Genomic DNA, 19,731 nt, shown 5'->3' on the forward strand with positions numbered 1-19,731 from the left:
GATTGGTGAACAATTATACGCTGACCAGAGAGCTAGCACCTAAAGCTCTGCTCTTTACAACGCATTACGAATAGCTACAGCTTACCATATTTAGAGGATACACTCAAAACAAGCTTCTTCTGTCGATATTCATATATCACATGATCTTGCATATTGTAATGCAACCTGTCTTTTGTAATAAAAAAACTGCTTCATCGGCGAACCGGGAAGCAGTTTTGAGAACAACTATTTTACCTTGGGGTTATGATGTTTATCCCCCTGAACCAGATTGAGGCGTGGAAGGGGCTTCCGCTCCTCCGCCTTCTCCACCTGTTCCACTATCTGGTGTAACAACTTGACCCGGCACACTCACTCCACCATCCGTCGAGCCGTCGCTCCCAGGATCTGTGGTTCCCTGACCTGGCGGAGTACCGCCACCATCCGGCTGACCATTGCCTGGGCCACCATTATTGCCATTATTACCGTTATTCCCGTTTCCGTTATTTCCATTGTTACCGTTATTCCCATTTCCATTATTGCCATTGTCACCGTCGTTGCCATTCCCATTGTTGCCATCTGGATTACCGTTATCGCCTCCGCCATTATCCGGATTATCCGTTCCTGGTCCCTCAGGATCAGTACCAGTTCCAGAGTCTGTGCCTGGGTCTGGCTGTTGCGGTTCGACCTCTTGTGCTTCAATCATAAGTGAAACGGTATTCGTTGGACTCGTTTCCTGTCTGGTTGACAGATCAAATGCCGTTACATAATACTCATAGGTCAGACCTGGCAGCGCACTTAAATCCTGGGCACTCGTTGAACCAATAGAGTCGATCAGATGCGTGAATTGAGCTTCCGAGGTTTCCTTCCGATAGATACGATACTGTGTACTCGCATCACCTGTTCCCGTCCAATTGAGGGAAACGGTTTGTGTAGAAGGGTCATAAGATGCATTCAATCCGCCGACTGATAATTCGGGTTTCTGTTGTTCCTCCACAGGTGGAGGCGCCTGACCGCCGGCTGGCGTTTTGAAATCTTTCACCGGAACTCCTTTTAATGCGTCGCCCATAACTTTGGCGAAAAACGCTGCTGACAGCTTACTGCTGTTCTTCAGCATATGTTTTGCATCCGGATTGTCATAACCCATCCAGACGGCAGCGGTCCACTCTGGCGTATATCCAACAAACCATACGTCGCGGTTAGAGCTGTTGCCAGCGATGCCACTTTGCACCGTTCCCGTTTTACCTGCTACTGGCCGATCCAGACGAGCCGAGCGTCCTGTACCGTCATTTACTACATTTTGCAGCATCTGAGTAAGTTGATACGCATTTTGCTCACTCATGACACGTTTGGTCTCTGATTTATCACGTTTGTAAATGGTTTTATTGCTGCTGTCCTCAATACTTTTAATCGAGTATGCTTGCTGATACTCACCAAGGTTCGCAAATGCGCTGTAGGCTTGAGCCATCTCCAGCGTATTGGTCCCTTTGCTAAGACCACCGAGAGCAATTGCCAGGTTTTTATCCTGATCAGTCAGCTGAATGCCTACACTTTTCGCAAAATTAACTCCTGTATTTACCCCGATCTTATCCAGCAGCCAAACAGCAGGAATATTTTCCGATTTCGTTATGGCATCCGTCATACTGATCGTGGAAGAGTACCCGTGAAGGTTGCCTGGGCAATAGTTGCCAAAACATTGCTTCGCATTACTCAGCGGCGAGTTCGCATTGTACTGCCCTGACTCAAGCGCAGGAGCGTAGGAAACGATTGGTTTAAACGCAGACCCTGGCTGTCTCCGGCTTTGTGTTACGCGGCTATACCCTTTGGTTTGATAGTCACGTCCGCCTAACAAGGCAACCAGACTGCCATTTTCATGGTTCATAATGACCATCGAACCTTGTACTTGTTGATCATCCTTGCTTGCCTCGAACAAACTATCTTCTGAGAAAGCATTTTCCATAGCAGTTTGAGCCTGTGCATCCATCGTTGTGAAAATTTTGAACCCGCCAATGTTGAGATCATCTTCCGTCATGCCAGTTACACGTTCCGCTTCTCGGAGCACATAGTCAATAAAGGCTTGATACTTTCGATCTTTCTCTGGCGGCGTATATTTATAATCCACAGCCTTGGCTTTGTTCATCTCCGCTTCACTGATGTAACCTTGCTCATACATTAACTGCAGAACAACACCACGGCGTGTCTTTGAATCATTTGGATTACTTAGCGGATTGTATGCAGATGGCCCTTTAGGCATAGCAGCCAGAGTAGCAATCTGCCACAATTCAAGGTCCTTCAGGTTACTTTTCCCAAAATAAAACTCCGATGCTGCCTTGATCCCGTATCGCTGATGACCAAAGAAAATCCGGTTCAGGTACATCGTTAATATTTCGTCTTTGGAAAACTTACGTTCCAAAGCCATCGCAATCGAAACCTCTGTAGCTTTCCGGAAGAACGTTTTGTCTCGTGACAGGAACATATTTTTGGCTAGTTGTTGGGTCAGCGTACTGCCCCCCTCCACCATGGAACGTGCCATAATATCTTTGACTGCCGCACGGCCAATTGACCAGAGATCTACACCCTGGTGTTCATAGAAACGTTTATCCTCTGTTGCTACAAAAGCTTCCTTAACCAGTTTCGGAATATCATCGGATTCCACGGGGTCCAGCTTTTTAATAGAAAGTTCACCGATAATGTTGCGGTTGCGGTCATATACCTTTGACGTTTCATTAATCGTTGTTTTATCCATGTTGGCTGTAAGAAGGCGTTCACCACTAATTAAAATAAACAGATATCCGCCTAACGCACAGAAAATGGCAACTGCCATTGTGAAAAACAAAGTCCACCCTACGCGTTTCCCCGTAATTTTTTTCTTTTTAGAGGTTTTAGGTTTCGCTTTTTGGTTTGACTTGTTATTGGTGTTGCGATTGTTAGACCTCGATAACGGATCGTTTGGCATGTTACCTCCTGACTCCCTTTCAGTTGCATGTTTTCTATTTCTCTGACGAGCACAAGCTTATATTAAACCTATTTTGCCCGGAATGAAAAGAACAACCCTTATTAGGTTGCTCTGTTTCAATACCTATACTTGTAGACGAAATGGTTTGTGAAAAGGTTTCGGAATTTTTTAAGCTTCGCCGCCGTTGTCTTGCTGCATCAGCGATACGCTGCGTTGCGGCGTGAACGTGGAGATGGCATGCTTGTAGACCATTTGCTGGCGTCCGTCGCTGTCAATGACGATCGTAAAATTGTCAAATGCCTTGATCGTCCCGCGGATTTGGAAGCCGTTGGTCAGATAGACCGTAGCCGGAATATTTTCTTTCCGCAGTTGGTTCAAGAACGTATCTTGGATGTTGATGGACTTGTTCATTAGCCGTACCCCCATTGGTTCATTTGAATTCGTAGTGTAAGTATTATTCAATATCGCTGAGTAGCTTTCGTGCTATTATATCATGAACAGTTTCATATAATCCACAAAAACCCCTTGTCTCCTTTTTCGCTGCTCCTTTTAGAAAGGTTTTAGAATTAGAAGACTTATCCATTATACACTGCCTTACAGATTTGCAAAAGAGGGACAAATTTCACCTAATAACCGTATAACGAGGTCTGTTGATACAAATTCTACAGCGTTATACCGAGTTATATAACATCACTCTACTAGTAAATAGTTCCATACCAGAACGATAATTCGCTCTATGCGAGCGTTACTCTAAGACAGATTAGCAGATCAGATTCTTTAATCTTCGATCTCAAAAACTCAAATTTCCGAAGATTGGTTAATTAAATTTTATCCTTAAATCAGGAATTTGAATCATATTGGGCAACTCCTTTGTTCATATACACGCATACATGCAGCAAACTTAAAACATAATAAAAAACCTCCGGCTTTTCATTGAAAAGTAGAGGTTCCGTTTGACTAAAGTTACTTAAATGTACGTGTAATTAATTCACTTACTTGGTTGTAATGGTCTTCGAAATTTTCAGTGTCTGTCATATCCACCCACTGAATATCTTTCATATGGCGGAACCAGGACAACTGGCGTTTGGCAAAACGGCGCGTATCCCTCTTGAGCCACTCCACCGCAGCCTCCCAGCTGACTTCTCCTTGCAAATATGCGGCAATTTCCTTGTATCCCAAGCCCTGCATGGAAATATGACCTCGCGCGACTCCGCGTTCCAGCAACGCTTTTACCTCATTCACCAGTCCTTGCTCAATCATCAGATCGATTCGTTCTTCGACGCGTGCATATAACTTCTGGCGATCCATCGTCAATCCGATGATGAGCAGATCGTACGGAGACTCCTTTTTCTGAACAGCCAGCTGCTCCGACCATTTCTCTCCTGTTAGATGGAAAATTTCAAGCGCACGTACAATGCGTCGTTGGTCGTTCGGATGAAGACGATCCGCACTCGCTGGATCAACCTCCCTGAGCCGATCATGAAGTGCCTGTGCCCCATGTTGCTGCGCATAACTGAACTGCTCTTCTCTGAATGCTTCATCCGAACCGCTATCCGAAAATTGAAAACCATAACAAACCGATTCTACGTACAGCCCCGTGCCACCCACGATAAAAGGCAAGTTACCCCGTTCATGAATCTCAGGAATCAAACGTGTGCAACTCTCTTGGAACTCGGCGACGGAATAAGGATATTCCGGTTCATGAATGTCAATTAGATGATGGGTGATTCCCTTCATTTCTTCCGGCGTTATTTTCGCGGTTCCAATATCCATCTCTCGATAAACCTGCATGGAATCTCCCGAAATGACTTCGCAATTAAAATTCCGTGCCAGCTCAATGCTTAATCTTGTCTTGCCTACAGCTGTTGGTCCAACGAGCACCAGCAGCTTAGGTTTTGTTTTAACTTCCGATTTCAACATTAATCACTCCGTACAAGGTTTTTGCATTGGCCCGATCCAGCACCTGGAATCCAAGCCTTTCAAACTCTGCGCTGCCGCGTTTTTCTTTCATGACCACTCGCTTGCGGGCAACTCTTTTCGCCTCGCTAATGCTCTCTTCCGCTAATGCACGGGCATTCGCATAGTCCCGTAAAGGCTGGATTGCACTCGAATCCATCATCGGCTCTCGAAACATCGGATCAAAATACACTGTATCACAGCTACGGTCAGGCAAAGAACGAAGCAGTTCCAGATGATTCTGATTTCGCAGTTCGATGCGCCGGAACGCCTCGTCTATGGAAGGCTCGTTGCTCTCATAATGGGACATGCCATCAAGTAGAAGTGTATAGAGTGGCTCGGAGCTTTCACAGGCCATTACACAACCTTGAACACCTGTCGCAACCGCAAATACGAGTGCATCCGAACCGAGTCCTGCCGTGCAGTCCACAACGGTATCTCCTTTGAGTACAGCACCTGCTTCCAGCATCGGATCAGACTCTCCACGTAGAACACGTTTGGCACGTACAAACCCCATACTCGGGTGGAATTCCAGCTCCGACGCATCCTTTCGGAACAAGCGTGCTCTACCTTTTAACACCACCAGAATCTCCTGTACCCCATACTGCTCAAGCAATTTGGGCAGAGATGTTCTGTTGCGTGCTACGTAGGTGCCTCCAGTTGAAGCAGCCAGTGCTTGCGCACGTTCAACCAGAATGGCCGCCTCCTTGTCACCCGTCGTTATATACATAATATCCCCCTATAAAACTACATCACTCGTTTAAATAATTTCTCCAGATCATATGTTGAAAATGAAATCACAATCGGCCGTCCATGTGGACAGGTATAGGGCTGCCGGCATGAACCCAGACGCTGTATCAATACCTCAGCCTCCCGATCCGTGAGCTTCTGATTTGCTTTTATCGAAGCTTTACAGGAGCACATAATCGAAGCTGCTTCCCGCATCTTGGCCACATCAATGCTACGTTCGCTGAGAACCCATTCGGACATTTCTTCAATGATGTCTTTTTCGTCCCCTTTGGGGAACCAATAGGGGTGAGAACGTACGCGGAAAGTTTGTCCGCCGAAATGTTCCAGATATACCCCTGCCTGTTCAAACCAGGCAAGTCTAGCTTTTAGCTTTTCCGTCTCCGAAGGTGTGAATTCAAGTGTAATCGGCAGTAGCAACTCCTGCGAAGCCTGAGCCGGATTACCAAACTTCTCATAATAGTACTCGTAGTTCACCCGTTCGTGAGCGGCATGCTGGTCGATCAAGTATAAACCTTCATCGTTTTGTGCAATTAAATACGTTCCATGATGCTGACCGATCAAACTAAGTTCAGGGAACGCAGGCATGGAAGGATCTGAGTGCATTGCGGCTGAAAGCTTGGCTGGATCAGGCATAGACGTCTTTTTCCAGCTTCGTTCTCCTTTTGAACCTGCTGAATCATATGGTGAACGGCTCTCCCTTACAGGAGTGCTGTTGGATGCTGAGTAATATGCTCCTGTTTGACTCTGCACAGCATCTCGGGTTCCAGTTGTACTCGCAACAGTCCCTTCGCCGTTATTAACCTCTGCACTTTCGCTCGCCTTCTCGCTTGAACGTTCATCGGAATGTACACGCCCACCCTCAGTCACATTCCTGCCTGAATCTAAGCGCGTTGCTGCACTTTGATGGTCACCATTCGCTCCTCCATCGGGACTACTATGTGGTTCACCTGGATTACCGTTAGGCAAATCAGAGTTCCTATAACCCTTTTCTTGCTCAATCTGGGCACTACTCCAAGAATCTTGTGGCTCATATACGGGTGCTGATTCTGGCGGCGCTTCAGGTAAAGGAGGTGTTTGCGTCAAAGTGGATGCGATCTGATCTACTGCTGGTACTAACCCATTATCATTGTTTGTTCCTGTCGCTGTTTCAAGTTCCGCTGGTGCATCCAGATCGGAATGATCGTCTTCTAAACCTCCAGGTATGGACACAGAAGAAGACAAACTTTTGGAAAGATGTGTTTCTTTCGTGTCTTTCGTGTCTTTCGTTTCTTTCACATCTTTACCATCTCTACTGTTTTGAATATCCTTGCCAAGCGGACCTTGTTGACCATACCCTTCGCTAACATCCTGCTCTTTCACTGAGCCGCGCGGGAAAAGAAATTGCTCTTGAATAAACGAACTGTCATCTCCACGCCTGATCTGCTGTTTCCGTACTTGCGGAATCAAAACCTCTTGCCGCAAAATACCACGCAGTGTGGTTTCCACAAACTCGTAAAGCTCCGCCTCTTTGCTGAAACGAACCTCCAGCTTAGCCGGATGAACGTTCACGTCCACAAGTGAAGGGTGCATCTCTAGTTGCAGTACTACCAGCGGAAAACGATTAATAGGCAACAATGTATGATAGGCTTTGAGAATCGCTTGGTTTAACCCATAGTTGCGAATATAACGTCCATTTACAATCGTTGACATACCCGCACGGTTCGCACGGGTCCATTCTGGCAGACTGATTAGACCGCTGATTTTATAATCCAGGTTTTCGCCCTCAATAGGTAACATCGCTTTAGCCGCACTTGTACCATAGATTGCTGCGACCACTTGTAACAGATCACCATTACCCAGCGTTTGCAGTAACGTATTCTCATTGTGCCGAAGGGTGAACGAAATATGTGGATGCGACATCGCCATGCGATATAACACATCTGAGATGTGACCCAGCTCGGTTTGAATGGTTTTCATATACTTTAGTCTGGCAGGTGTATTGTAAAATAACTCCTTCACCACGAACTCCGTTCCTTGTGGTGATGCGGCATCTTCGTGCTCGCAGAGCTTACCGCCTTCAATCACGATACGCCGCCCCCGGCCGTCGTCTCCGCTAGCCGTCAGCACTTCCACCTTGGAGACGGCTGCAATACTTGGCAGCGCCTCTCCGCGGAACCCAAGACTTGTGATCTGAAACAGATCACGTCCATGGGTTATTTTGCTGGTCGCGTGACGATAGAAAGCTGTTTCCAGATCGTCCGGCTCAATGCCTGAGCCGTTATCCTTCACCCGGATGCGAAGCAGCCCGCCTTCCTCCACCGCAACTTCAATCTTGGAGGCCCCCGCATCCACCGCATTTTCCAGCAGTTCCTTCACGACAGATGCAGGCCGTTCAACCACCTCGCCTGCCGCAATCTGGTTGGCAATATGTTCATCAAGCACATGAATTTTCGCCACAGGTTCTCCTCCTCCCGGTTACTCAGGATAATTGCTGTGCCTTTAATTTAAGTTCATTTAAGATTTGCATCGCCTGCAAAGGCGTCATGTTCATAACATCAATTTCTTTCATATGGCGAATCAGTTCGCGTGCAGGTTTGTCCTCCACCACTACTGTTCGTGAAGGCTGCATTGCTGGCGGCTCCTCGTCGTCGAAGATCGACAACTGTACAACCTCATGCTGTTCCTGAGAAACTACTACATCTTCCGCTGTTACCGCTTCTGCTGGCGCAACAAGTTCGCTCGTGTTTCGTTCCCGAATAAACGATTGTTCCCCGGTAACAGAAGATTCCAAACGACTTGCCGACTGAGGCCCCGACTGCTTCTGATCCTCTGACCGCTGTCTCGTTGGTGGTCTGTTCTCACTCACAAACTCACTGCCTACCGCTACCTGTGAGGCCGCTTGTTCGAAACCATGCAGTAGTCCATTAGCACGCTCAATGATGCTATCAGGGAGACCCGCAAGCCGTGCACAATAGATGCCGTAACTGCTACTTGCCGCTCCTGCAATCAGCTTGCGCAAGAAGTTCACCTTATCGCCGCTTTCCTGAACTGCCATCGAATAGTTGGCCAGCCTGTCCAGGCTTTCCTCCAGATGAGCCAGCTCATGGAAGTGTGTCGATACCAGTGCTTTACACCCAATCACGTCATGCACATATTCAATGACCGATTGTGCAATCGCCATGCCTTCGCTGGTAGAAGTCCCGCGACCCAATTCATCAATGATGATCAGACTACGCGGGGTTGCCTTTTCGGTCATGACCTGAATATCTGCCATCTCCACCATAAACGTACTCTGTCCGCCGATCAGATCATCCGCAGCACCAATCCGTGTGAAAATCCGATCCATAATAGGTACTTCCGCTTGACCCGCAGGCACAAAACATCCGATCTGCGCCAAAATCGAGATGAGCGCCACTTGTCTCATATACGTACTTTTACCCGCCATATTCGGCCCGGTAATCAATAGAATACGCGCCTCTTCCTTCGTCATCGCAGTGTGGTTGGCAATAAACGCCCCATCACGCATGACGGCCTCTACGACCGGATGCCGTCCTTGCTCGACGACGAGATTATATCCATCCGTCAGTACGGGACGCACAAAATTACGTTCTGCACTAATCACTGCAAACGATTGATACACATCAATCTCAGCGACCTGCTCAGCCAGCTTCTGCAAGCGAGCAATCTCCTGATTCAGACGATCACGCAACTCAGCGAACAAGCTGTACTCAATATCCACCATTTTATCCTGAGCTTCCAGGATCAATGTCTCCTTCTCTTTCAGTTCAGGCGTAATATATCGTTCAGCGTTCGCAAGTGTTTGTTTGCGCTCATAACGTCCTTCAGGAAGTGAAGCAAGATTCGATTTGGTAATTTCGATGTAATATCCGAACACTTTGTTGTATCCTATTTTCAGCGAGCGAATGCCCGTGGCTTCACGTTCTCTTGCTTCAAGCTCGGCAATCCACTGCTTACCGTTCACCGAAGCCTCCCGTAGCTCATCTAGACGGGCATGGTATCCTTCGCGGATCAAGCCCCCATCTTTAACCGACACCGGCGGTTCATCCACGATAGCCTGTCCTATGGCATCACGCAGATCAGCGCAGTCATCCATCATTTCAGCAATGTGCCTAAGTGTTGTAGACGAAGAAGCTGCACAGTGTTGGCGCAGACTCGGAATTTTGTCCAGTGACGATTTGAGAGCATTCAGATCACGACCATTTGCATTACCAAAAGCAATTCGTCCCACCAGACGTTCCAGGTCATAAATGTCCTTCAGCTCAGCTCTCAGATCCTCACGCAGAATAAACTGGTTATAGAGCGTATCCACTGCTTCCAGTCGTTCATTGATCTTCCCTTTTTGCAAAAGAGGTTTATCCACCCAGCGCCGCATCATCCGGGCACCCATAGACGTCTCCGTGCGATCAAGCAGCCACAGCAGAGAGCCCTTCTTGGAACGTTCTCGGACCGTCTCTACAAGCTCCAGATTACGGCGTGTAAACGGGTCAAGAATCATATAATGATCCGGCTCATACGCAGATATCTGTGTCAATTGTCCAAGTGAGCGCTTCTGCGTTTCACTCAGATAAGAAAATAGGCGGGCTACACACGCCTGCCGTTCCGGCTCCAGCCTTGCCCATACCGACTCGCCAAACTGCTGACGTACGAGGTCCTCCTTGCTTTTAGTCCATGCGGTATAGACTACCGGACGCCCGATCGGAGATGATTCGGATTCTACGAGCTCCAGCAGGGCTGCATCTCCAACAAGTTCAGACGGCTCGTAGATGCCAATTTCGTCCTTAAGCCATTCCTTGGAATAAGGTACCGAAGTCACGTACAGTTCCCCTGTAGAGAGATCGCAGGCAGCAAGAGCGAGCGTGTTTTGGTTACCGGTCAGACACACCATGTAGTTGTTGGACTTATCCCCCAGCGTCTTGCCTTCCATTACCGTTCCGGGTGTGACTACACGAACAATTTCGCGTCTTACCATGCCTTTGGTAACTGTCGGATCTTCCATCTGCTCGCAGATCGCTACTTTATACCCTTTCTCAATCAGACGCTGTATGTAATTTTCAGCCGAATGATAGGGCACGCCGCACATCGGAATTTTGTCATCTGTTCCCCCGTTGCGTGCTGTTAACGTGATCTCCAGTTCTCTTGCAGCATTGATTGCGTCATCGAAGAACATTTCGTAAAAGTCACCTAATCTGAAAAAAAGAAATGCATCCTGTGCCTCGGCCTTCACTTGCAAATATTGTTGAATCATTGGCGTGTACTGAGCCATGATATCGATCCACCATCCGTTCCTATGATGTCAGGAAGAAATGTCCCACGAAGGCAATAAGGCGGTCAGGCACTAAGATCGCACCTCCGCCTTATGTTCGGTCTGTTCGCCTGTTCCTTCGATAGCATCCGTTTCATATCTTCCGTATTTATCGTTTTAAAAAGTCCTATATTTCATTATAACAAAAAAATGCTGCTTCTTCATGAACCTGCCCGAATATTCCAAAGTTTACGGATATCCCGACTCTCATCCCAGGTATGCCCTCGTTTGAATTGCCGCATCAGGGGAGCCGCATATCGTTCATACCTGGCGTATACGTTCAGCTGTTTCAGATCTTCCATCAAAGAAGGGATATGAGCCATCATGACATCCCTCTGTCCTTCATAAAACGCGGAATGAACCTCCGCCTTCAATAGAGGACGCTGCTTTAATTGATCGTAGCTACACGCAATTAGTCCCGCTAGAGCAACGACCCCTTTGGCCACAACCGGAGAAACGAGAAAACTCGGCAGCGTCCGATATTCGAATCCACCATAGGATTTCAGGCGAAAGTCACCCAGCGTCCCATACCTCGGCCGTCTCCCCGATCCACGCGGGTCTTGCAGCACTGCAAGTGGTAGCGCTAAATAATTATCCAGTGCTCGGAGTAACCCACCATTCAGTTGTACACCGCTAAAATGAATGTGACCACCCAGTGGCAACCCTCGTTGCGGCATGCCGCCTGCCTGCCAGATCAGTGACGAGTCGCTGATGCTGCGTGAAGCAGCCGTGAAGGCTCGCAACAGATGCGACAACAACTCACGCGGCTCCGCACTCGGAGCCGGGCGCAGCTCGGCAACAGGGTACACCCGTCTGCCACCTATTGTTACTGAATCACAGCCTGCGATACCCGTACGTTCGAGAAAACGGGAAGCCGGCACGATTTTGGATTCAGGCATCTGTACCAGTAGAAATTCCGGGTCCATACCGAGAACAGGAAATCGTTTCTCCTGCCGCTCCTGGTTCAATAACGTTTGATGTTGCTGCCAGTTTTCCTTATACAGCATGGCCAGGTCTGTCACCCCTTTCCACAGGTCAGGATTGACGGAAATAACTGCACACCCGCCATTCCCCGAAGCTTCCAAACGTACAGCCCCATGATCCAGTCCTAAAGTATATAAGGTCTTGATTGCAAGGCGCTCTACACGTTTATACACGGATGAAGCTGCTTCACGATCCAATTCTCCCTCCTGTTTGGCTCCCATTCCGCTCGTGTCTTTGCGTCTGATTCGAATCGCCCGAAGGCAACTGACATCGACATCGTACCGCACACGCAGCCCCGGTTCCCGCTTTCGCTGATCCCTTGTGGTTAGCACTTCGATTCCCGCCTGTTTTAAGCGTGCTATTCGATCACCAGAGCTCAGGCGTGTATATAACCGGACAGCTTCCTCTGCTTCTTCCATGACGTTCATTCCATCCCCCCTCTCGTTATGCTCCCTGCTTATCAAAAAAAGACTCCGCAGCTGCGGAGCCTTCCCGTTAACACTGTTCAGGCACATGATCAGGCTCGTCACAACCCATTTTTTAATCTTTATGAAAGAAAGAGGGCTTACGCCCTCTTCACCGCACCTTATGGTGCATATGATACCTTAGGTTATGAACATTCACTTTCGCTTTTCGGATGAGCGATTTACAACTCATCATCCAGCAAGTCTGGATCGAGATCATCATAGTCTCCATCCGCGCTACCATAGTCATAGTCCTTGTCTTCGTAATCACCGCAGCCATCCGTGCATACCTTCACACAGACTTTTGTTTCGGCCACGAGCTCCACAGCGAATTCCCGCTCAACTCGGATAATTACGCTGCCGCCACCCGCGGACACTGTGGCTTCCACACAGCTAGGTTCCTGCGTTGCATCCGCAGATACCTCTACTGTGGAAGTCCGGTGTTTCGGATCCAGATAGGACAAAGGTACATGTTCTACATATGATACCGTTTCTTTAGCTACATCTGTCTGCGAATTTTTGTCGTAGGAATACCAAATGTTGATATCGTAAGTACCAATAACTTCAATCCCGTCCCCCGCTGATACGGCTTCATACTGGTGGTTGATAATCCAAGCCCCCAAAATACTGGTCGGACCATTTGGCGGAGTCACGGTATGTGTTACGGTAGAGAACTTACGACCTTTGCCGCAGATCGCCTTCGTGATAATCTCTCTACATTGATGTTTATGACTCAATGACATCTTTAAACCTCCTCCATACAATCATTCACTACAAGTGTATGCAGGACATCCGTCTAGGGTGACAACTATTTTCTATGATTCGTTTACAGATTGGGAGCGATCTGAGATTGGAGAAGGCGCTTTGTCCTTCTTGGCGATTTTCAGATACATAGAGAGCTCGCGGCACAGCTGGAGAATAGCGGAACGCATCTCGAATTCTTCCCTTGTATCTGGTAACTCCATTTGTCTGAATTCTTCCTGTACATCCGCCAGCAGTTTTTCCGTTCGCCCGGTATAAGATTCGGTCAACACGTCTTGACTAAGCTGGTCGAACAGCTCCGCCACCATCTCGGCATGCGGCATTTTCTGATAGACCTGGGATACAAGATGCATCATATGCTGTATGGAATCCAGTTGGGTTTTGCGCATATAAAAGTATACGCTCCAGCCCTCATTCGGATGAATGACCTGGTTCTCGAGTGAACGTTTGGCCGCTTCAATTCCGCCGAGTACGGCTTTATCCGCTTCAATTAATTCTTTGCCTGCCCATGCTTCATTGGGGTTACGCAGGGTTGTCGCGAACTCTCGGAAAATTTTCGAGAACAACTCATCAATCCGTTTACGGATCCGGAACATCTGTGGATCAGCTGCTGGCATATAAGCCAAATTCACAATCATCGCTGAACCAAGACCAATCAAGAGCAGCGCAATCTGTACGAGAATGACATGCACATCCATCTCTCCACCGCTGAATACCCGAAACACCACGACTGACCCTGTAACAATACCTTCCTTAAAACCCACTCGAACAATGACCGGAAAAGCCATGAGTATGTATACTGCCAGCACCCAATAATGGAAGCCGAGAAAGTGAAAAAGTACACTTGCAAACAAAAGACCAACCACGGATGCAAAGAAACGTGCCGATATCGTTCGGATACTCCTTTTTCTGGTTACATCCACACCCAGAATCGCAAGCAAGCCTGCTGACGTTGGTCCTGGCAAGCGACACCAGTCCGCTATTAGTACAGCCATCAGCGCTGCGATTGCCGTTTTAATGACTCTAAAACCCATTTAACATTCCATCTCCTCTAAGCTGTACAAAAGTTCGTGATCCATAGGTCGTCCATTTAGTATAACTCAACCAGTTACAAACTAGACGACATCAACCGGCATGCACAAAACATGCCGGTCACAGAAACATGCCACGAAGAAGAAACACTGCCTTTGCCAATGCGGCAACCAAATTAGAACTCGCATACGAAATTTCTATTTATCCCATGTGTTTCTGCCCGGCACGAAGTACTTTTTTTCCATACAAATATCCTACTTGATTTTACAATGTGGGGCAACGTGACACCTCTTGTGAAATTGTATACATATGGTGAACGATTGTAAAACCCTCTCTCTTTCATTCTTTATTTCAGCTATTTATCTGCGACCCGCTAACAGCTTGCGTTCCGCATACACGACGAACTGATACATCGCCGTAGCTACGGCTGCAATGATCAGCAAACTTGATAGAACAAGCGTGAAGTTGAATACCTGGAATCCGTAGATGATTAAATAACCTAGCCCCTGTTTGGCTACCAAAAATTCACCCACGATGACCCCTACCCAAGCCATGCCCACATTTACTTTTAACGTAGATACAATTGTGGGAAACGAAGCAGGGAACACAACCTTGGCAAAAATTTCAGATCGATCTCCTCCAAAGGTACGAATAACCTTTACATAATTGGGATCAACTTCATTGAAACTGTTGTATACAACGAGTGTTGTAATAATCACCGTAATGGAGAGAGTCGTCATTACAATGGCTGTAAATCCGGCCCCGAACATCACGATAAAGATCGGCCCGAGCGCGACCTTGGGCATGCTGTTAAACACAACCATATAGGGGTCGAGCACTTTGGACAAAAAAGGAGACCACCAGATCAGAACAGCAAGCAACGTTCCGACAAGTGTCCCCAGTAAAAAACCGACGACTGTTTCACCTACGGTTACCCCGACGTGTGCCCATATTTCACCGCTGGCAACATCCTTGCCAATCTGTCCAAAGATTTTACTCGGATAACTGAAGAGAAGCACATCAATCCACCGCAGTCTGCCCGCCAGCTCCCAAAGTAAAAACATGCAGACTAAGATGGATAGCTGAACCGTAAGAATATGATGCCGCCACCTACCCATCTTACGATTGTGGTCACGATGAAGCTCTTCCAGCCATAATTCACGTGCTTCCCGCTTGCCTTGTTCTGAATGGTTTTGACTCACGTATCTTTCTCACCTCCTCCAGACTGAACGAGTTCGTTCCACAGCGACTGAAACAACTCATTGAAGCCTTCTTGTTCCCTTGCATGGAAGGGCTGTGCCTGCCGAATATGTTCGGGAATATTGAAATCTCGCCGGATGCGTCCTGGATTACGATCCAAGACAATGACCCGGTCGCTGACCGCAATGGCTTCTGACAAATCATGCGTGACCAGCACGGAGGTTTTGCCATACTCTTTTAGCGTATCCGAGACGAGATCTTCAAGCTGCAGCTTGGTTTGATAATCCAGTGCCGAGAAAGGTTCATCGAGCAGGAGAATTGCAGGGTCTGTCGCAAGTGTTCGGACAAGGGCTACCCGCTGCCTCATGCCTCCCGATAATTCTGACGGATACTGCTCCTCTGTCCCGCCAAGCCCCATGCTGACAAGTAGCTCACGAGTACGTTCTCTGCTCTGCGTGTCCAGATTGCCTGTCAACTCTAAGCCAATCAGTGCATTATCCAGAATCGTACGCCAGGGGAACAGGTAGTCCTGCTGTAACATGTAACCCATCCGGGCAGAGGGGCCTTGAACTAGCTTGCCTTCGACTTCAACCTGTCCTCGGGTGGGCTTCAGCAGTCCGGCCATAATCGACAATAACGTTGTTTTGCCACACCCGCTCGGTCCTACCAGACTCACAAATTCTCCTTGGTTGATCTCCAGACTCAAATCCTCAATCACGAGCGAGGCTTCGCGTTCACTGACATACACCTGAGAGATATTCTCCAGTCTGATCACGTTCCCGGAATCAGCCATTAATGCTCACTTCCTTCCCTGGAGCGCCTGTTCTGCAAAGGACGGATCGACAATGGTGTTCAGTTCAACCCGTTCTTTTAATTCTCCCGCTGCGCTCATCACATTCAGCAGGTTGTTCCACTCATCACCATCAATGATCGGATCTGTTGCATACGTGCCTTGTTCCTTATAACGGCTTACACTGCTGGTTAGAATCGCTGGATCAATGTCTTTGAAAAACGGAGTAATCACTTGTGCAATCTCTTCCGCAGTATGGGAATCCACCCATAGTTGAGCTTTGTGCAAAGCATTCGTGAATTTTTGTACAAGTTCTTGGTTTTCATTCAGATAACTTTGTTTGGTCATAAACACGGTATAAGGTAGATTCCCGCTTTCCGTTCCGAACGATGCCACCACTTTTCCTCGGCCTTCCTGTTCAAAGATCGATGCCTGTGGTTCAAATAGCTGAACATAATTACCTGTGCCTGAAGCAAAGGCTGAAGCAATATTCGCAAAATCTACATTCTGAATCAGTTGCAGATCACTGGACGGGTTAATACCATGTTTGTTCAAAACAAACTCCCCAGCCATTTGCGGCATGCCGCCTTTTCTCTGTCCGAGAAAAATACTCTGCCTTAATTGTTCCCAATCAAAGCTGTCCTCGGCATTTCGTGCGAACAAAAACGTTCCGTCCGTCTGGGTGAGCTGCGCAAAGTTAATGACCGGGTCTTCTGCCCCTTGTTGATAGACATAGATGGACGTTTCTGCACCCACCAGCGCAATATCAACCGAACCCGCAAGCAATGCTGCCATCGTTTTGTCGCCACCAGCCGTTGTTTGTATATCGACCTCAAGTCCTTCTTCTGCAAAAAAACCTTGAGCAGCGGCTACATATTCCGGTGCATAAAATACAGAACGAGTCACTTCACCAATCGTAATCTTGGCTTCGTTCTCTTCTTTGTTGCAGCTCGTCAGCGCCACAATGAGAATCAACAGAATCACAATGCCCCGTACAAACCATGGCGTATATTTCATCCAATTTCCCTCCTTTACTGGGTTCAGCAGCTTCTCTTTACTATGAATATGCCGAGGCCCAGTAAAAGGTTAAGAACTTGCACACAAAAAAAGGCCAACCAGAAATTTCTGGCCGACCTTCATTCAGACGCATTTATAATTTATAAATCTCAGCGTACTTGGCTTCCAAATAATCTGCCAAATAATCCGGATTCAGCTCTTCACCTGTCACTGCAACAATTAACTCAGATGGTGTACGGCTTTTACCATAGCGATAAATCTTGTCTGTAAGCCACTCTTTAATTGGAATCAGATTACCTTCGGCAATCAGACGATCGAACTCCGGCATCTCCTGACGTAATGTATGCATAATCTGTGCAGCATACATATTGCCCAAGGAGTAGGAAGCAAAATAACCGAAATCTCCACCGGACCAGTGTACATCCTGAAGCACGCCTTCACCATCGTTGGTCGGCATAATTCCGAGGTATTCCTTGTATTTAGTGTTCCATGTTTCTGGCAGATCCTTGACTTCCAATCCCTCATTGAACAGCATTTTCTCAATCTCATAACGAATGATAATATGCAAATTGTAAGTCAGCTCGTCCGCTTCAATACGGATCAGGGAGCTCTCTACCCGGTTAATTGCACGGTAGAAATCTTCCAGCTTTACTTCACTCAATTGCGGGAAATGCTGCTGCAGATCTTTGTAATAACGTGTCCAGAAAGGCAAGCTGCGCCCAATCATATTTTCCCAAAGACGAGATTGTGACTCGTGGATGCCCATCGATGTACCCTCAGCCAGCAATGTACCTGCCAGACTTTCATCGATGTTTTGTTCATATAGAGCGTGTCCACCTTCGTGCAGGGAGCTAAAGATGGCACTTGTTACATCGTCCTGGAGGTAGTTGGTCGTAATTCGGACGTCACCTGGATTAAGGCCTGTTGCAAATGGATGCACACTTTCGTCCAGACGTCCTGCCTCAAAGTCATATCCCATCTGTTCCAGGATGAACAGGCTGAATTTCTCCTGCTGATCGGTATCGAAAATCTGTTTCAGGAAATCGGTGTTAGGCTTATTCTCAGCCGCATTGATTTTCTCCTGAAGTGGAACGAGACGCGCCTTGAGCCGGGCGAATACAGCATCTACCTTTTCTACAGTCAATCCAGGTTCGTACATGTCCAGCAATGTATCATACCTTGTATCCTTAACACCCCAATAGTCGATAAACTCCTGTTTGAGTTTCACGATCTCGGTGAGGTATGGCGAGAACCCAGCATAATCACTGTTATGTTTGGCATCTTCCCAAGCCGTCTCTGATTTAGCTGTAAGTACGGTATATGCCTGAACCTTTTCCGGCGGTACCGACTGACTGCGATCATACTCCTTCTTGCATTCGTCTACCAGACGACGGTCGGTATCCTCGAGTTGTTCCATCACGTTCGGCTCAGTCAATGTATCCAGATAAGATTTCATCTCAGCGGAAGTTTGCAGTTTGAATGCTTCGGTAGAAAGCATTCCCAGCGTTTCCGAGCGAGTCGGAACTCCTTTTTTCGGTGCTCCTGTGCGCAAATCCCAGTGAAGCAAACCGATGGCTTCATGATAACTTTTTATTTTACGGGCCAGAATAAGGAATGATTGTAATTGCTGCTGTGTTTGTTTATCCATTTTTCACCGCTCACCTCTTCAAAAAAATTTGTACACCCTATTGATGATACTTTTTGCATTGCGTATAATCAACTTTTGACAGAACCATCTTGCATTATTCTACTAAAAAAAAGAATGACGTGGTCTGCTGATCGCAGCATTCAACTAATCAAAGGCGTGTAGGACAGGCTGCATCTCATGCAAATGGCCGTGCTCGTCGTATTGGATAACAGGAGGCAATGGACATGAACAACATTCAAGAGATTTTGGCTTACAACAAATCATTTGTCGAGACTAAAGAATACGAGAAGTATACGGCTAGCAAGTTTCCAACCAAAAAGATGGTCATCATCACATGTATGGATACCCGTCTTGTCGAGATGCTGCCGAAAGCAATGAATCTGAAGAATGGCGATGTAAAAATCATCAAAAACGCAGGCGCAATTATCTCCCAACCTTTTGGTAGTGTTATGCGTTCCGTGCTCGTTGCCATCTATGAGCTCGGCGCAGACGAGGTTCTGGTGGTAGGTCATACCGAGTGTGGTATGGCTTCACTGCATGCTGAAACGATGATTGGTCACATGACAGAACGTGGAATTTCCGAAGAGGTCATGTCTACGCTTGAAAATTCCGGCATTCGTCTGCAAAAGTGGCTGCGCGGGTTTGATAGTGTTGAAGAAGGGGTAAAAGGAACTGTGGACGTGATCAAGAAGCATCCATTACTTCCTCCCAATGTACCTGTTCACGGTATGGTCATTGACTCGGCTACAGGCGAGCTTGATCTTGTCGCTGACGGGTATGAACAGCAGGCATCTCTCTAAATGGTTTGGAGTGCGGACCTTCATGGTTCGCACTTTTTTTTGTCTAAATTGAGGCAGTTATCCTGTCAGGTTGTCAAACCATACAGTTTCAGTG

14 protein-coding genes are annotated in these 19,731 nt (G+C 47.4%); 1 reads left to right on the forward strand and 13 read right to left on the reverse strand.

Annotation, left to right across the window (positions count from 1 at the left end):
- Window positions 1-250 precede the first annotated feature (250 nt).
- The 13 genes from AC1VYS_RS16725 to AC1VYS_RS16785 form a co-directional block, all read right to left on the reverse strand.
- Window positions 251-2,932 carry a transglycosylase domain-containing protein gene (locus AC1VYS_RS16725; protein ID WP_482910639.1) on the reverse strand — a complete coding sequence of 894 codons (2,682 nt, stop codon included), beginning with the start codon at window positions 2,930-2,932 and terminating at the stop codon, window positions 251-253.
- A 168-nt stretch (window positions 2,933-3,100) separates the two neighbouring features.
- Window positions 3,101-3,343 carry an RNA chaperone Hfq gene (gene hfq / locus AC1VYS_RS16730; protein ID WP_090916826.1) on the reverse strand — a complete coding sequence of 81 codons (243 nt, stop codon included), beginning with the start codon at window positions 3,341-3,343 and terminating at the stop codon, window positions 3,101-3,103.
- Between the two features lie 552 nt (window positions 3,344-3,895).
- A complete protein-coding gene (miaA, locus tag AC1VYS_RS16735; RefSeq protein WP_482910640.1) occupies window positions 3,896-4,852 on the reverse strand; it encodes a tRNA (adenosine(37)-N6)-dimethylallyltransferase MiaA in 957 nt (318 codons plus the stop codon).
- On the reverse strand, window positions 4,833-5,618 hold the full coding sequence (locus AC1VYS_RS16740; protein ID WP_482910641.1) for a class I SAM-dependent methyltransferase: 786 nt from the start codon (window positions 5,616-5,618) through the stop codon (window positions 4,833-4,835). The genes miaA and AC1VYS_RS16740 overlap by 20 nt, the downstream gene beginning before the upstream one ends.
- A 17-nt stretch (window positions 5,619-5,635) precedes the next feature.
- Window positions 5,636-8,074: a DNA mismatch repair endonuclease MutL gene (mutL, locus tag AC1VYS_RS16745; RefSeq protein WP_482910642.1), complete on the reverse strand. Its 2,439-nt coding sequence runs from the start codon at window positions 8,072-8,074 to the stop codon at window positions 5,636-5,638.
- A 22-nt stretch (window positions 8,075-8,096) separates the two neighbouring features.
- Entirely contained in the window at window positions 8,097-10,901 is a 2,805-nt protein-coding gene (gene mutS, locus AC1VYS_RS16750; protein ID WP_482910643.1) for a DNA mismatch repair protein MutS, read from the reverse strand.
- 200 nt (window positions 10,902-11,101) lie between these two features.
- Window positions 11,102-12,352 carry a putative amidoligase domain-containing protein gene (locus tag AC1VYS_RS16755; RefSeq protein ID WP_482910644.1) on the reverse strand — a complete coding sequence of 417 codons (1,251 nt, stop codon included), beginning with the start codon at window positions 12,350-12,352 and terminating at the stop codon, window positions 11,102-11,104.
- 218 nt (window positions 12,353-12,570) lie between these two features.
- Window positions 12,571-13,131 carry an outer spore coat protein CotE gene (locus tag AC1VYS_RS16760; protein ID WP_123065763.1) on the reverse strand — a complete coding sequence of 187 codons (561 nt, stop codon included), beginning with the start codon at window positions 13,129-13,131 and terminating at the stop codon, window positions 12,571-12,573.
- Between the two features lie 72 nt (window positions 13,132-13,203).
- Window positions 13,204-14,184: an aromatic acid exporter family protein gene (locus AC1VYS_RS16765; RefSeq protein WP_482910645.1), complete on the reverse strand. Its 981-nt coding sequence runs from the start codon at window positions 14,182-14,184 to the stop codon at window positions 13,204-13,206.
- A 357-nt stretch (window positions 14,185-14,541) separates the two neighbouring features.
- Entirely contained in the window at window positions 14,542-15,300 is a 759-nt protein-coding gene (locus AC1VYS_RS16770) for an ABC transporter permease (RefSeq protein ID WP_482915034.1), read from the reverse strand.
- A gap of 80 nt (window positions 15,301-15,380) precedes the next feature.
- Complete coding sequence (locus AC1VYS_RS16775; protein WP_482910646.1) at window positions 15,381-16,175, reverse strand: ABC transporter ATP-binding protein; 795 nt, start codon at window positions 16,173-16,175, stop codon at window positions 15,381-15,383.
- Between the two features lie 6 nt (window positions 16,176-16,181).
- The gene (locus AC1VYS_RS16780; protein ID WP_482910647.1) at window positions 16,182-17,189 is read right to left on the reverse strand and encodes an ABC transporter substrate-binding protein; all 1,008 of its coding nucleotides are present in this window, start codon (window positions 17,187-17,189) and stop codon (window positions 16,182-16,184) included.
- Window positions 17,190-17,322: 133 nt separating this feature from the next.
- Complete coding sequence (locus AC1VYS_RS16785) at window positions 17,323-18,837, reverse strand: carboxypeptidase M32 (protein WP_482910648.1); 1,515 nt, start codon at window positions 18,835-18,837, stop codon at window positions 17,323-17,325.
- 224 nt (window positions 18,838-19,061) lie between these two features.
- Between AC1VYS_RS16785 and AC1VYS_RS16790 the strand changes: the two genes are divergently transcribed.
- A complete protein-coding gene (locus AC1VYS_RS16790; protein WP_482910649.1) occupies window positions 19,062-19,637 on the forward strand; it encodes a beta-class carbonic anhydrase in 576 nt (191 codons plus the stop codon).
- Window positions 19,638-19,731: the final 94 nt, after the last annotated feature.

The sequence above is a fragment of the Paenibacillus sp. G34 genome (genome assembly GCF_056856875.1).

What these genes read in the sequence shown, in the direction of transcription:
- AC1VYS_RS16775 (WP_482910646.1), bottom strand. Translation starts at nt 16,175, where the DNA reads ATGGCTGATTCCGGGAACGTGATCAGACTGGAGAATATCTCTCAGGTG.
- AC1VYS_RS16770 (WP_482915034.1), bottom strand. Translation starts at nt 15,300, where the DNA reads ATGGGTAGGTGGCGGCATCATATTCTTACGGTTCAGCTATCCATCTTA.
- mutS (WP_482910643.1), bottom strand. Translation starts at nt 10,901, where the DNA reads ATGGCTCAGTACACGCCAATGATTCAACAATATTTGCAAGTGAAGGCC.
- AC1VYS_RS16760 (WP_123065763.1), bottom strand. Translation starts at nt 13,131, where the DNA reads ATGTCATTGAGTCATAAACATCAATGTAGAGAGATTATCACGAAGGCG.
- miaA (WP_482910640.1), bottom strand. Translation starts at nt 4,852, where the DNA reads ATGTTGAAATCGGAAGTTAAAACAAAACCTAAGCTGCTGGTGCTCGTT.
- hfq (WP_090916826.1), bottom strand. Translation starts at nt 3,343, where the DNA reads ATGAACAAGTCCATCAACATCCAAGATACGTTCTTGAACCAACTGCGG.
- AC1VYS_RS16790 (WP_482910649.1), top strand. Translation starts at nt 19,062, where the DNA reads ATGAACAACATTCAAGAGATTTTGGCTTACAACAAATCATTTGTCGAG.
- AC1VYS_RS16765 (WP_482910645.1), bottom strand. Translation starts at nt 14,184, where the DNA reads ATGGGTTTTAGAGTCATTAAAACGGCAATCGCAGCGCTGATGGCTGTA.
- AC1VYS_RS16755 (WP_482910644.1), bottom strand. Translation starts at nt 12,352, where the DNA reads ATGAACGTCATGGAAGAAGCAGAGGAAGCTGTCCGGTTATATACACGC.
- AC1VYS_RS16725 (WP_482910639.1), bottom strand. Translation starts at nt 2,932, where the DNA reads ATGCCAAACGATCCGTTATCGAGGTCTAACAATCGCAACACCAATAAC.
- AC1VYS_RS16740 (WP_482910641.1), bottom strand. Translation starts at nt 5,618, where the DNA reads ATGTATATAACGACGGGTGACAAGGAGGCGGCCATTCTGGTTGAACGT.
- AC1VYS_RS16785 (WP_482910648.1), bottom strand. Translation starts at nt 18,837, where the DNA reads ATGGATAAACAAACACAGCAGCAATTACAATCATTCCTTATTCTGGCC.
- AC1VYS_RS16780 (WP_482910647.1), bottom strand. Translation starts at nt 17,189, where the DNA reads ATGAAATATACGCCATGGTTTGTACGGGGCATTGTGATTCTGTTGATT.